This is a genomic window from Desulfuromonas carbonis, from assembly GCF_054658035.1.
Map to the genome: position 1 here is coordinate 1472234 of NZ_BAAHXR010000003.1, position 13980 is coordinate 1486213.

Here is a 13980-nt window from a genome sequence, read left to right on the forward strand (position 1 = left end):
CCACTGGGCGAAGCACCCGGGCATTTCTCTGCAACCTGCCACAAAGAGGTCCTCCATGCGGGTCCTGAGCCGAAATCTCCTCTCTTTAATACTGCTCCTCTTCCTGGCGGGTTGTGGCCCGGATCAGCAACCCTCCTCCGGCGATAGCTTGCCGTCCGCCATGAACTACCGTCCCGGAGAAATTCTGGTTGGGGTTACCGCATCACCGGTCCAGGCGGCGGCAGTGCCGACCCTGTTGCCCGGTGCGAAGGAAACCGGAAGAGTTGAGTTGCGCAGCAAAAAATCCGTCAAAGCAGCCACGGCAAGTGAGACGAATTCTGCCAACACGATCCTCCGCTACCAGTTGCCCGAGGGGATGAGCGTGGAGGAGGCGCTGGCTGAACTGGAGGGGCGAGCCGGTATCCTCTTTGCCGAGCCGAATTTCCTGGTCCATCGGGCGGCGGTGCCGAACGACCCCTATTTCGGCCAGCAGTGGGCCCTGCAGAATAGCGGTCAGACCCTGACCGGCAACAAGGGGACGGTAACCGGGACCCCGGGCGCGGATATCGGAGCGGTCGCGGCGTGGGCGACAGGCACCGGGGATAGCAGTATCATCGTGGCAATTATCGACTCGGGGCTTGATTATGATCATCCAGACCTGGCGGGTAATATCTGGGTCAATCCGGGCGAGTCGGGTCTCGACAACCTGGGGCGGGAGAAGGCGACCAACCACGTCGACGACGACGGCAACGGTTATATCGATGATCTCCATGGCTGGAACTTCGTTAGCAAAAACAACCTCCCTTTCGACGACGATGTCGACGGTCACGGCAGCCACGTTGCCGGCATCATTGGCGCCTCCGGCGATAACCAAACGGGTGTGACAGGGATCAATTGGCGGGTTTCCCTGCTGCCGCTTAAGTTTCTCGACCGTTTTGGCAACGGAGATCTCTTCAATGCGGTCGCGGCTTATAATTATGCAGCCAACAACGGCGCACGGGTGATCAACGCCAGCTATACCTACCCCCAGAACTGCAGTTTCGTTGAGGCTTCGCTGGCGGAACAAGCGGCAATTTCGGCGGCTCGCAGCGCCGGTGTTCTGGTGGTAGCCGCAGCAGGAAATTTCAATTGCAACAACGACATCTATCCCTTCTATCCGGGCGGGCATCCCCTCGACAATATCCTCTCGGTGGCGGCGACTGATCCCCTCGATCGCCTGGCTGCCGCATTCAGTAATTATGGCCGAACCACCGTCGACCTCGGGGCGCCGGGCCTGAATATCTACAGTACCATTCGCCAGGCCCTGACCGGGATGGACGGTCGAGCCGGCTACAACTACATGAGCGGCACCTCCATGGCGGCGCCCCAGGTCAGTGGAGCGGCCGCCCTCCTTTGGAGCTTACATCCAGAACTGACCTACGCCGAGGTGCGCGACGCGCTGTTGCTGAGTGTCGACCAGGTCCCGGACCTGCAGGGGAAGGTGGCGAGCAACGGCCGACTCAATGTTGCCGCGGCCCTGGCTTTTGATTTCACCCAGTTTGCTCCCGCGGCTCCCGCCGATCTGACTATCGACCAGATCGCTCCCGGCGCCGTCGATCTCTCCTGGCGCGATCTGGCGGGGAACGAAACCGCCTTTGTCGTTGAACGCAGCGAGGGTGGGGCTTTTACCCAGGTGGGGCGGGTGGCGGCAAATGTCACGACCTTTGTCGATTCATCTCCCCCCGATGCGGTCCAGGTGGCCTACCGGGTCAAGGCGGTCGCAGGGGTGGCGTCATCCCCATACAGCAATGTCGCCAGCACCTTTCTGCCCCTCAACCCACCGACCGGGCTGGGGGCGGCCATCGAAACCACGTTGAGCGTTCGGGTCTACTGGCACGACGAGTCGTTGCACGAAGAAGGTTATGCGCTGGAGCGCCGCCGGAATAATGAGGTCGGATTCACGCGGATTGCCACCCTGCCGGTCAACGGGACATGGTATGTCGATGCCACCATCAGCCGGGGGGAAACCTATCTTTACCGGGTCAAGGCGCTCCATGCGACCCTGGGGGACTCGGTATACAGTCCCGAACTTGCTGTGACCCTGCCGACGGAGCAATCTTCCTCCGGCGGCGGAGGTTGTTTTATTGCCACCGCCGCCTGGGGGACGCCGCTGGCGACTGAAATCGACAGCCTGCGCCGTTTTCGCGACCAGGTTCTGCTGCAGTACCTTCTGGGGCAAAAGTTTGTCAGCGCCTATTACCGCTGGAGCCCCCCCGTCGCCGCGGTGATATCCCGCCATGACTGGTTGCGGGCGGTGGTCCGGTTCGCGCTCCAGCCGCTGGTCTGGCTGGCAGATCAGACGACCTCGGCCACAGCAATGCAATTATTCACGCCGGAGCCGCCGGCAGCGCTGCCACAGGCGTTGGTCGGATTTAGCGGCGCCACCGAGGGCGATCGGATCGATGTCATCCTGCAAGGCGAAGGTCTGGCAGTAAAAAGCCGGCAGGAAGTCGCCGGCAAACCACTGATTCTCGTGGAGATTCCTCCCGGGAAGAGTCTTGAAGAAATTCAGCAGCGCCTCGCCCGCTATCCTGAGGTGGAATATGTCGAGCCAAATCGCCAGGTCGGTAGTCGCTGATTGGCTGGAGGATCATTGAACGCACGTCTGCGACGGTGGTCAGGGGCACTCCTGATCGGGTTTCTCGCCGCCCTGCTGGGTTGGGGGCTCGGCCGCAGTGGCCTGCTGGAGGAGTTCGAGTGGAAAACCTTCGACTTGCGCCTGCGCCTGATGCAACACGATACCAGCCCCCCGGACGAGATCGTCATGGTCCTGATCGACGAGGCCTCCCTGCGTCTGATGAATCCATTGCTGGGACGCTGGCCCTGGCCCCGTTCGGTCCATGCCGATGTGCTCGATTTTCTGGCCCTCGCCGGGGCGCGGGTTGTCGCCTTCGATATTCTCTTTACCGAGAATGAGCAAGCCGCCAGCAGCGACGGCCGTTTATCGGCAGGGGACCATCGCCTGGTCGAATCGGTTGCGGCGGCTGGAATGGTCACCTCGGCGGTTCAATTTGTTCATGATTCCCCGGACGAATACAATCACGACCTGATCGGCAAGCCACTTCCGGCCGATTTCGTTCGACGTTTTGCGCTGCCAGGTCTGCGTGGCGGCCGGCTGGCTGGGGAGCCCTATACCAATGCCTATCTGCCTTTTCCCGAGTTGCAGGAGCGGACCAGATCTATCGGGCTGGTTGAATTCGCCCCGGATCGGGATGGGGTCTATCGTCATGCACGGCTGGTAGGGGAATACGGTGGCGCCTTCTTTCCGGCCCTTTCCCTCAGCGTTCTGCTGGATCGCTATCGACCCGAGTCTGCGCCGGAGGGGGAGATGCTGTTGCACCCCCAACAGGTCGGCACCACGCCGCCGGTCGCAGTTCCCCTGCTGGCTGATGGCCGTTATCTGGTCAAGCCTTACCGGGAGTTCCAGACCTATTCCATGGGGGGAATCCTGGCCACAATCCAGAAACTGATGCAGGGAATAGTGACTGACCTGCCGGTCGATCCCGAGGTGTTTCACGACAAGATCGTTTTTATCGGCGCCAGCGCTGTTGGTGTCGAGGATCTGAAGCCCCTCCCTTTCGGTAGCCTGGCCCCGGGAGTCTTTCTGCATGGATCGATCGTCGGCAATATTTTGCAGCAGGACTTTCTGGTCCCGGTGGCGCCGCGACTCCAGTTGCTGCTGGTGGTCGTCGGAGCACTGGCGGTTGCCGGGTTGATCCTGATCCCCGGATGGGTCTGGTTGCGGATGGCCAGCCCGCCACTCCTGATTCTGTCGCTACTGGGACTGGCGGCGGTTTTGTTCCATGACAACCAGGTCCTGGAATTGACAGCGCCGCTCGTGGCGATGGGCAGCGCCTGGCTCGGCTCTTTTGCCTGGCTGAGTTCCACGGAAGGGCGCGAAAAACGAAAAATTCGCCGCATGCTCGGGCAGTATGTCTCCCCCGTGGTCCTGAGCACGGTGATTGAGAACTCCCGCTCCGACCTGCTTCAGGCCGAGGTCGGCAGTCGTGAAAACCTGACTATTCTTTTTTCGGACATCAGAGGGTTTACCAGCCTCTCGGAGAATCTGCCCGCCGAAAAGGTGGTCGAAATACTTAACGGTTATTTCAAAGGGATGGTTGAAATCATCTTTCGCCAGCAGGGGACCCTGGATAAGTTCATTGGCGATGCGATCATGGCCTTCTGGGGCGCGCCGCTGAAGTCGCCCGATCACCCGCTCAAGGCGGTTGTCGCGGCGGTCGGGATGATGCGCTGGTTGGAAGATTACAACGCCGAGCTGAAAAATAACGGCCTGCAACCTCTCGCTATCGGGATCGGCATGCACACCGGTGAGGTGATTCTGGGTAATATCGGATCCGAACAGAAGCTCGACTACACAATCATCGGTGACAATGTCAATCTCTGTTCGCGCCTCGAAGGGCTGACCAAGGAATATGGGGCGGCAATTATCGTCTCAGAAACGACCTGGCAGGCGATTTCCGGTTTGGTGACCGGTCGCATTCTTGATGTGGTTCGGGTCAAGGGGAAGAAACGGCCGATAATGATTCATCAGGTTTTCGGTCTGGTCAGCGATCCCGAACCACAAAGGGGACGTTTTGCCGAACTTGCCCGGCGCAGCGAAGCCGGATTTAATCACTACCTGGCCCGGCAGTGGCCGGAGGCAGCCGCCCAGTTCCGGAACATCACAGAAGAGTTCCCCGAAGATCGGCATGCCCGGATCTTTCTGGAACGGATCGCCCGTTATCAACAGACGGCACCGGAAGCAGACTGGGACGGCGCCTGGACCATGCAGTCCAAATGAACAGCGGCCGTGATTTTTCTGGCCGGTGGGGGAGATTCCCAGGCAACGCAAGTGGAAAGGAGGCGAGCAATGGAAAAGGTGAGGTGGGACAGGGGGTGCTGGGGCCCGTCACTGGGCTGGCCAGGGACAATCCCTGTACTGGTTGTGCTGTTCATGGCTCTTTTGCTTCCCGTTGAGGCCAGCTCCGCAGATCAGGTCTTTGTTCAGAGTGTCAAGGCCGCACTCCTGGGGCAACCACAACTGGGTGCGGTCAGGGTGGCCGAAGTCGAGCAGGGGGCTGCACTCCCCGTGGTGAAGCAACAGGGTGCCTGGTACCAGGTCCGCTACCAGGACCAACAAGCGTGGATCTCCCGCTTGCTGGTTGCCGATCAGCCTCCGGGCGGAAAAGTATCGCTGCTGGTTTCGGATGAGGCGGATCTGGCCAGCGGCGCCCGGCGCCGGGCCTCTTCCTTTACCACTGCGGCGGCCGCCCGGGGATTGTCGGAGGATCGCAAACGATTGGACGGTGGTTTTTGGACCGCGGATATGTCCCAAGTGGAGAAGGTCGAGAAACTTAAGGTGACCCAATCCGAGGTTCTGGAGTTTCTCAAAGGAGTCGAGCAATGAACGGCGGGTCGAACTATTGTCGAACCCTGTGGGCCCTGATCTTTTGCGGGCTGGCGCTCCCTCTGCTGTGGTTCCTGCCGGCGGAAGCGGCAAATCAGGAGTACCGATTGCGTGTCTCCCAGCAGCAGGAGGCGTTCCAGGACCTGGACGACGTGCGGGCGGAAATTGCCTTTGGTCGCGAGGTGGCAGCCCATCTGCTGGGGCAGTACGGTCTTTACGACGACGAGGAAATGACCCGCTACGTCACCCTGGTCGGGCAGGGGCTGATTCTCTACTGCGGGCGCCCAGACCTGGAATACCATTTTGCCATATTGGATCGGGATGAACCCAATGCCTTTGCCGCCCCTGGAGGCTATGTCTTCGTCACCCGGGGCGCGCTGGCGGTGATGACGGACGAGAGCGAATTGGCCGCGGTACTGGGGCATGAAATAGGGCACATCAACGAGAAGCATATCGTCCATGAACTCAAGATTCGCGGGCGTGAAGAACAGGGCGGCGCCCTTCTTTCCAGTCTGATTGGCGGTACGACCGATCCGATGCGCGTCGCGTTTTCCCAGATGGTCGATATCGCCACCGATATCCTGCTCAAGCGTGGTTACAAACAGGAGGATGAGGAGACGGCCGATCGTCTGGGAGTAACGATTCCGGCGATGACCGGCTATGATCCGACCGCGATGATTCGATTTTTGAACACCCTCTCCGCGCGCGCTGATTCAACGACGGCTCCCGTCCTCGGGACCCACCGGGCCAATGCCGTGCGGATCAGTGAATTGAAGGAATTTCTGCACGACAACGACCTGGTTGAGAAATCGTCCAACACTCTCCAAGAAAGGTTTGCCGCCCATGTCCGATTCTGATTCCAACGTCAAGGTGTGGTTGGGAGGGATGGTTCTGCTATTCGCCCTTTGTGCCGGCGCTGTCCCGGTCTCTGCCGACCAGTTTCATTATAAAAACAACCTTATTGGCGAACGGGCCAGCGGCTTGGCCGGTGCCTACACGGCGGTATCGGACTCTCCGGCCGGATGTTTCTACAATCCGGCGGGCATGGTCTATATCCCCGGAAACAGCCTCTCCGCCAGTGTCAATGCCTACAACTATTCCAGCAAGGTCTACAAAAACACCCTGACCCGGGCTGATGGTACCGGTGTCGATTATGAACAGAAGTCTTCGGTCCTTCTGCCCAACTATTTCGGCTTTGTCAGCAATCTCGGCCGCGTGAAAATGGGACTTTCCTATGCGGTTCCCGATGCCAGCCAAAGTAACCAGAAGCAGGTCTTTTCCAATCTGGTATCCACAATCGGCACCCAGATTGACCGCTATACCATCAATATCAACGATGTCGACAACACCTACCAGTTCGGCCCCAGTCTGGCGTTTGCCCTGGGCGACAAATGGGCAATCGGTACCACGGTTTACGCGCATTACCGTAATGCAACCGTCATTCGCAACCAGCTGGTTGAACTGGCGAATCAGGAATTCGAATGGACCAATCAGTACCAGGATCGTACCGATTGGGGTGTGCAGCCAAAGCTCGGATTGATGGGCGAATTGACGGATAAACTGACCCTCGGGCTGACCGTGTCGCGGCTCTGGATCACTTCGACCGATTACCGTGAGCAAACCACCTATCGCGGGATTTCGAGCAGTGGTTACAGCGATCCGAACCTGGTCGATTTCACTATCGTGAATTCTGAGAACAAGCCGACCTATCCCTGGGTGACGACAGTCGGCCTGGCCTGGTTCCCCTCGCCGCGGTTGCTGTTATCCTGTGACGCCAGCTATTACTCTGAAGTCAGCGGCGCCTCAGCCAAGGAGGCAACATTCAATCTTGCTGCGGGAGCGGAATATTATTTCACCGACAGGCTGGCCCTGCGTGGTGGACTCTTTACCGATCGGAGCAATACCCCTGATTTTCAGCCCGGGCTGGTCAACCAAGCCGAGCACGTCGATCTTTATGGCGGGACTTTAAGCATGACGCGCTTTACCAAGGCGAGCGCAACGACCCTCGGAGTTGGTTACGCGACCGGGTCCGGCGATGCTCAGATGGGGGCCAATAGCACCAGGAGCCAAACAGTCGAAGTTGACAATCTTAGCGTTTATCTCTCGGCCTCTTACAGCTTTTAGCGTGAGAATTGCGCTGACCGATGGGTCGTATCAGCTTGGTCGAATTTTGGAACCGGCCACATAGGGTGGCTGGAATGGTTTTTAATTTGGAATGGGAGGATATGATGAAACGATTGGGAAGATTTCTTTCTTTGGCCCTGTTCGTAACATTGCTAGTCGCGGGATGCGGTGGTGGTGGGGATTCGGGTGTGACTGCTCCGCCGCCAACGGAAAACCCAGTCAAAGCTTCGATTACGGCCCCCGCAACTATTGCACTAAATCAGGATGTTGTCATTAGCGGCGAAGGGTCGGTTTCTCCCAATGCGACGGCGCTGACCTATCAATGGTCGGTGGTTCAGGGGCCCACCTCCGATTCGGCAGTTCTGACTTCGCCGCAGGGCAAGACTGCTCGTTTGAAGGCTGTATCGGAGGGCTCCTATAAGGTCCGCTTGACCGTGTCCGACGGGGTGACCACCGATATGGCCGAGAAAACCATGGTGGCCGACCTTGATGGAGATGGCTTGCTCGGTTCAGCTGACAGCGACAGCGACGGTGATGGAGTTCTCAATACGGCCGACGCTTTTCCGGACAACAAGGTCGAGTGGATCGATTCAGATGGGGACGGCATTGGTAACTATGCTGACTCTGACGAAGATAATGACGGTGTTGACGATGCGCTCGATGCCTATCCCTTTGATGCGCTACAATCGGTTCTGGCGGTATTTTCGGAGACCGAATTCAACGGCAACATTAACGACGCCGATGTTCTGAGTGGAACCTATCCTGCTTTGATTCATGGGACTCTAGAGCCCGGTTCTACCTATACTGTCGATGATGACTACTTCCGGTTTGCTGCGACGGGCGGAGACATTGTAACCGTTGCCCTCAGCATGACCGGGAACGTTTTCGAGCCGGTTCTGGCTGTTCTGGATACCAATGGATTGCCTCTGCCATCGATTGAAGGCCAGGTCGGATCTTTGGTTGGTGATGTTGTTGTGGGTTTGCGCATTCCTGTGGATGGCAACTACACGGTAGTGGTTAGTGATAAACAGAGCAAGGCCAATCCTGCTTTTGGTTACGAGTTGCGATTGATTAAAGATTCCGATATGGACGGCTTGCCGGATGACCTGGAATTGGCCATGGGCATGCTTCCCGACGAGCCCGATGCGGATGGCGATGCGATCGGTGACGGCGAAGAGTTTTTTGCAGAGAAAGGCAGCTTTGACATTGACGGCGATGGTATCCCCGCTTGGTGGGATAACGATTCGGACATGGATGGAATTACAGACAAACTCGAAGGGCAGGGCGATGCCGACGGCGATGGCATTCCTAGCTTTCTTGACAATGATTCGGACGCAAACGGTATTCCCGATGCCAGCGAAGTAGGGATTAATCCCAATTTCCCCCTCGACTCAGATGGCGATGGAATCCCCGACTTTCTCGACAGTGACGACGATAACGATGGCCTCATCGATTCTCTCGATCCTGACCGGAATGCCGTAGCGACCCTCTCTGGACTGCTTGACCCGCAGCAAAGGGTGTTGCTGTCGGACGTTGTTGCGACCGTCGTTGATCCGAGCAGTAACCAGAGTTACCAGATTAGGGAAATTGCCCGGGCAGGGGATTTGATCACCTTGAACGGAGAAGGGTTTTCGCCTTCCGCAGCGGTTTTATTGCAGACCCTGTCGGCTACGGAGAATATCACTCCGATCACAGTTTCTGACAGTCAGCTAACCTTTGCCCTGCCCGCTTCGATCCAGCAGGGACGGGTCAGTATTGCTGTAGGATCGGGTTCCAAGGTTTCGAATGCCCTTGACCTGATCGTGGTAAGTGCCACCCATCCGGTTTTGTACCCCGTAACCGGTGGAAGCGTAATGCCCGGAGATTCTTTGGTTTTAAGTGGTCAAAACCTTTCGGCCAACACGGTCAATGTGGTATTCGGGACGGTTGCTGCAGGGGTGAATAGCTGGGAGATCAGCAATACTGCGCTGACAGTGACGGTTCCAACCAGCGCGGAAAGCGGAGATTTGCGGGTTGTGGCGCTTGGTACTTCAAACCCGGTAAGTCTGAAAGTAACGCGATCGATCAGTGGGGTCATTGAACTTCCTGCCGGATCGACCCTCGTTCCGAGTGCACTTTTGGCTGAGTTCGGGACAGACAAGGTGGCAATCGATGCCACTGGCGCCTTCCTGCTGCCGGTTCTCAACCAGGGGACCTCTTCTGTCACAGTATTCGCTCCAGCCGATGCTACCCATAAACCGGCCGTCTTCCTCTCAGCAACGGTTCTCGCCGGGCAGTCCAGTGTTACGATGAACCCGCAATCGACTGCCACTGATATTGTTTTTGGTGCCATGGGCCTGGAATCGTCCATTGAACGGGCCGACCATGCCGCAGCGCTTGCAATCGTCGCAAGTTCCGTAACTGACTTCACCACTTACCTTGATCAGAACTTGGGAAGTAACAGTTATTTTCTGGAAGATTATCTTGCGCCAGGATTGCAGGCTCAGATTATAAGCGCTGTTGGTGCAGCCGGAGCGGCGATCGATCAGGCGATAGCCAACGGAACCATTCACCTGGCCCCCAAAGTAACTGCGGCGCTGGCTCGTGCAGCTGCCGTAAGTACCGGAAATCCAGACATCCAGCCGGCCTATTCACAAGAAGATTTTGTCGTTAGTTTTGTTAATGCAGGGACTTTGGGCACTGGCGCCATCAACGGTAAGATCAATGTCGAAAATGACACTATGCTTTTTGCGGATGTCGAAGCCCGGGACGCCTTTAACTCCAAGGTGCTTCCAGGTAATACGTTTGTCGATCGTTTCTTCTCCTCTGATCTGCTCGGTCCGCAAAATGGTCTCTGGGGGGGGTATTGGGGTAGCGACAAGGAGATGGACCTGAAGTATCGCAGTGCCGTTTTGACCGTCCGGACGCCCGGGCTCCGAATGGAATCCTGGGACGACTACTACAATTCGCCCTCCTTCAAATTGGCCCTACGCACCTTTTTGAGTCAGGCGGTTGTACCGGTCGTCAACACGGTTGTCGGGATCAAGGCCAGCGATACAAAAACCGAGATTATTTTGAAGGTCCTTTTCGATTTTGGAGTTTTCGATGGAATCGAGCAAGTCTGGACCAACGGTGACTTTGTGGGCGGGGTCGGGCAGATTGTTAAAAAGACCCTGAACACCCAGGTCCTCGAAAATCTGGTTAAGGCTGTGGCCGAAGCCTACCTGGGAACGATCGACCCGCAGGACGTGGTCAAACTGGCTGCCAAACTCGGGCTCAAACTGACTCCCTGGGGTTCCGCCGAAACGGTGGTATCGGTGGGTGGAACGGCCATCGACCTGGGGGCTCTGGCCATCGACATGACGACCACTCACAGCAAAATCGAATTCAAGGTGCTCTTCCCGGTGGCCATCGAAACCATATCACCGACTGCGATCCAGAGAGACGATACCAATAAACAGGTCAAATTGCAGGGCCCGGGCATTGGCCCGGCTACATTCAAGGGGACCCGCTATACCCCCACCGTTGTGTTCAAAGATTCCAAGGGAAATGAGTATGAGGAGACCAACCCGATTCCTTCCACCTTCCTGATCCCGGTCGGCGCTGCAGCGCCCAATGATGAGCTGACCTGCACACTGCCGGCGACTTGGCTGAAAGATGCGGTAGGCCCAATTACCGTGACCCTTCACCATCACCATATCGACTATACCCTGATTAATGAGATATATCCGGTGACACTCGACGCACCAAATCCCATTGAACTGGTCGATAACCTGACTCTCTCCGCAATCGCTCCCGACAAAGGTGGCTGGGGCGACAAGGTCGAGCTGACGGGTGCCGGATTTTCAGACAATCTCGCGGGAAACACCGTCTATTTTACCGGCCCTTCAGGCAGCCAGATTTCAGCAGGAATTACAGCGGCCTCTTCTACCTCGCTTTCTGCGATAGTTCCGAAAGGAGCCGAAACGGGGCCGGTTTGGGTTGAGGTAAAGGGTGAACAAAGTAATTCGATTGGGTTCACCGTCGAACAAAGTCTTCACAATTTTACCATCGGGGATAATGGGGCGGCCACTGATGACACCTTCGCTCTGTATATTGATGGTGAATTGATAATTTCCATGGGTACTCCGGCGATAAGCGTCTCTGCCGATGTTCCTCTGACCAATGGGATCCACTCGGTTACCATGCGCGGGATTACCGCCCCGGATTCCATCGGCACCTATTACATTTCTTTCCCGAGCACCGTCACAGTTTTGAGTGGTGATGCCCAGACCGGGACTGATATGACTGCCGGAGTTACAAAGACCTGGACGATCGAAACCAGTGCTGGACAAGCGCAGGCTGCTGCCAACAGGGCCGTGACTCCGACGATTCGCTGGAAGGAATAACGAACTTATCCCGACAAGGTAGTATTGAGACAGTCGCGTTGTTATGGAGGTCATTTTGCCGATAATCAAGGAACGCCGGATCTTTTACTGGGGACTCGGTTATGCGGTATTTGTGTTGATCGGTTTTTTGGCCCGCGAAAATATGGGGACTTCAGGCCGAGGTCCTGGCATCCAATTCTGGTCGCCGTTGGCTTGGGCCGGGATTGGCATGCCAGGGCTCCTCCTTATGATTGCAGGAATCTGGCCGGACTCAGCGCTAGGGAGGCCAGGAAAGCTGCTTTTTGATTTGTATGCGTGGGTGTACCGCAAGAAAAAGTAAGTTTTTTTAATCGATAATGTGAAAGTTTGCTTCTCTGCCTCCCGCAGCTTCTAGTTCAGGGGCGGCCGGAGGAAGGTCATTCCCCTTGCCCTGAGGAAATGGACGTGATATTGTCCCCGAAAATTCCGGGAAATACGGACTAACCCCTTGTGAATGAAGGAGAATGTTGATGCCAAGCGGGAGAATGAGTTGGAACTGGGTGCTGCTGTTGGCTGTCGCGTTGGTGATGAGCGGCTGTTGCGGCATGCACTGCAAACAGAAGCAGCAGGTGCGGTGCGCCAACTGCCAGTTGAAGGGAGCGGGGTTGATGGCGGCGCCGATGGCAGCCGACCAGGCGGCAGAGCGCCATGACCTCCTTTACGTCTGCAACTGTGGTCCCGAGTGCAAGTGCAATTCCGTCAGCACCCAGCCCGGCAACTGTACCTGCGGCAAGCCGTTGGTCGCCTACCACGTGGTCAAGGTCGAAGGGGACGAAGCGCTTCTCTGCACCTGCGGCGGCAACTGCAAGTGCGCCATCGACCCGGCCGACAACAGCAAGTGCGGTTGTGGCAAGGAAGTCAAACGGGTCAGCCTGAAGGGGAGCGGTATCTTCTTCTGCAACTGTGGCGGGTCCTGTTTCTGCAACACCGTCGCCGATCAACCGGGGCAGTGCAAGTGCGGCATGCCGCTGAAGAAGGCCGACTGACCCTGGCAAAAAGGGCAATCGTATAATGAGCAAAGGGAGAGGCAGCGCCTCTCCCTTTGCCGTTCAGTGCCCCTCTGCGGCGACTGGCGGGGCGACGAAAGCCTTGTTCCCCGGAACCGCCCGGTGTAAAGTAGCAGCTCGGAAAATTCCCCGCAGCGAGGTCTGTTCATGTCCGACAGCACTCCCTTCGGCCGGGTGCGTACCCTGCTGGAGATGATCAAGTTTTCCCACACCGTCTTCGCCTTCCCCTTTGCGTTGATGGGGGCGACCCTGGCGGCGCTGAAGACGGGTGCGCCGCCGACGGCCGGGCAAATCCTCTGGATCTGCCTGGCGATGGTCGGCGCCCGTTCCGGGGCGATGGGGCTCAACCGCATTATCGACGCCAAGATCGACGCCGAGAATCCCCGCACCGCCGGCCGCCATATCCCGGCCGGCATGGTCTCGACCCGCGAGGCCTGGCTCTTTGTCCTCGCCTCCTTTGCGCTGCTGCTGGTCGCCGCCTGGATGCTCAACCCCCTGTGCTTCTACCTCAGCCCGGTGGCGCTCTTCTTCCTTGCCCTCTACTCCTTTTGCAAGCGCTTCACGGCGCTGGCCCACGTCGTCCTCGGCATCTGCCTCGGCGCCGCTCCGGTCGGCGCCTGGATCGCCCTGCGCGGTGACGTCTCCTGGCAGGTGGTGGCGCTGGGGCTGGCGGTCCTCTTCTGGGTGGCCGGCTTCGATGTCTTCTACGCTCTGCAGGATCTCGATTTCGACCGCGACAAGGGGCTCCACTCGATTCCGGTCAAGCTCGGCGTGACGCGCTCTCTGTGGCTGGTGCGCGCCTTTCATGCAATGATGGTCTTCCTGCTGTTGCTGCTGCTGATCGGGACCGGCCTCGGCTGGATCTACCTGCTCGGCGTGGCGGTGGTGGCGGGGCTGCTGATCTATGAACACCGGCTGGTCAGGCCCGACGACCTTTCCAAGCTCGACGCGGCCTTTTTCAACATGAACGGTTATGTGAGCGTGGCGATCTTCCTCTTTACCCTGGTCGATGCTTTAACCTAACGCGGGATTGCGAAGG

Annotated in this window: 8 protein-coding genes; all 8 read left to right on the forward strand. The window is 57.8% G+C overall.

Annotated features, from left to right (window positions below):
- Positions 1–55: 55 nt before the first annotated feature.
- Positions 56–2596 (forward strand): S8 family serine peptidase, encoded by a 2541-nt coding sequence (locus ACYQ8E_RS13710; protein WP_066723754.1) that lies wholly within the window; start codon positions 56–58, stop codon positions 2594–2596.
- 15 nt (positions 2597–2611) lie between these two features.
- The gene (locus ACYQ8E_RS13715) at positions 2612–4819 is read left to right on the forward strand and encodes a CHASE2 domain-containing protein (RefSeq protein WP_066723756.1); all 2208 of its coding nucleotides are present in this window, start codon (positions 2612–2614) and stop codon (positions 4817–4819) included.
- 69 nt (positions 4820–4888) lie between these two features.
- Positions 4889–5425 carry an SH3 domain-containing protein gene (locus tag ACYQ8E_RS13720; RefSeq protein ID WP_066723758.1) on the forward strand — a complete coding sequence of 179 codons (537 nt, stop codon included), beginning with the start codon at positions 4889–4891 and terminating at the stop codon, positions 5423–5425.
- Positions 5422–6282: a M48 family metalloprotease gene (locus tag ACYQ8E_RS13725; RefSeq protein ID WP_066723760.1), complete on the forward strand. Its 861-nt coding sequence runs from the start codon at positions 5422–5424 to the stop codon at positions 6280–6282. Before ACYQ8E_RS13720 ends, ACYQ8E_RS13725 begins: the two co-directional genes overlap by 4 nt.
- Positions 6269–7549 carry an OmpP1/FadL family transporter gene (locus ACYQ8E_RS13730; protein WP_082820142.1) on the forward strand — a complete coding sequence of 427 codons (1281 nt, stop codon included), beginning with the start codon at positions 6269–6271 and terminating at the stop codon, positions 7547–7549. The genes ACYQ8E_RS13725 and ACYQ8E_RS13730 overlap by 14 nt, the downstream gene beginning before the upstream one ends.
- 104 nt (positions 7550–7653) lie before the next feature.
- Positions 7654–11916 (forward strand): PKD domain-containing protein, encoded by a 4263-nt coding sequence (locus tag ACYQ8E_RS13735; RefSeq protein ID WP_459861082.1) that lies wholly within the window; start codon positions 7654–7656, stop codon positions 11914–11916.
- Positions 11917–12404: 488 nt separating this feature from the next.
- Entirely contained in the window at positions 12405–12920 is a 516-nt protein-coding gene (locus ACYQ8E_RS13740) for a hypothetical protein (RefSeq protein ID WP_459861083.1), read from the forward strand.
- Between the two features lie 168 nt (positions 12921–13088).
- Positions 13089–13964, forward strand: coding sequence for a UbiA-like polyprenyltransferase (locus ACYQ8E_RS13745; protein WP_066723774.1), 876 nt, complete (start codon positions 13089–13091; stop codon positions 13962–13964).
- Positions 13965–13980 lie beyond the last annotated feature (16 nt).

Bases quoted from the DNA above. Each gene is read 5' to 3' on its own strand.
- ACYQ8E_RS13710 (WP_066723754.1), top strand. From the start codon at position 56: ATGCGGGTCCTGAGCCGAAATCTCCTCTCTTTAATACTGCTCCTCTTC.
- ACYQ8E_RS13720 (WP_066723758.1), top strand. From the start codon at position 4,889: ATGGAAAAGGTGAGGTGGGACAGGGGGTGCTGGGGCCCGTCACTGGGC.
- ACYQ8E_RS13725 (WP_066723760.1), top strand. From the start codon at position 5,422: ATGAACGGCGGGTCGAACTATTGTCGAACCCTGTGGGCCCTGATCTTT.
- ACYQ8E_RS13730 (WP_082820142.1), top strand. From the start codon at position 6,269: ATGTCCGATTCTGATTCCAACGTCAAGGTGTGGTTGGGAGGGATGGTT.
- ACYQ8E_RS13735 (WP_459861082.1), top strand. From the start codon at position 7,654: ATGAAACGATTGGGAAGATTTCTTTCTTTGGCCCTGTTCGTAACATTG.
- ACYQ8E_RS13740 (WP_459861083.1), top strand. From the start codon at position 12,405: ATGCCAAGCGGGAGAATGAGTTGGAACTGGGTGCTGCTGTTGGCTGTC.
- ACYQ8E_RS13745 (WP_066723774.1), top strand. From the start codon at position 13,089: ATGTCCGACAGCACTCCCTTCGGCCGGGTGCGTACCCTGCTGGAGATG.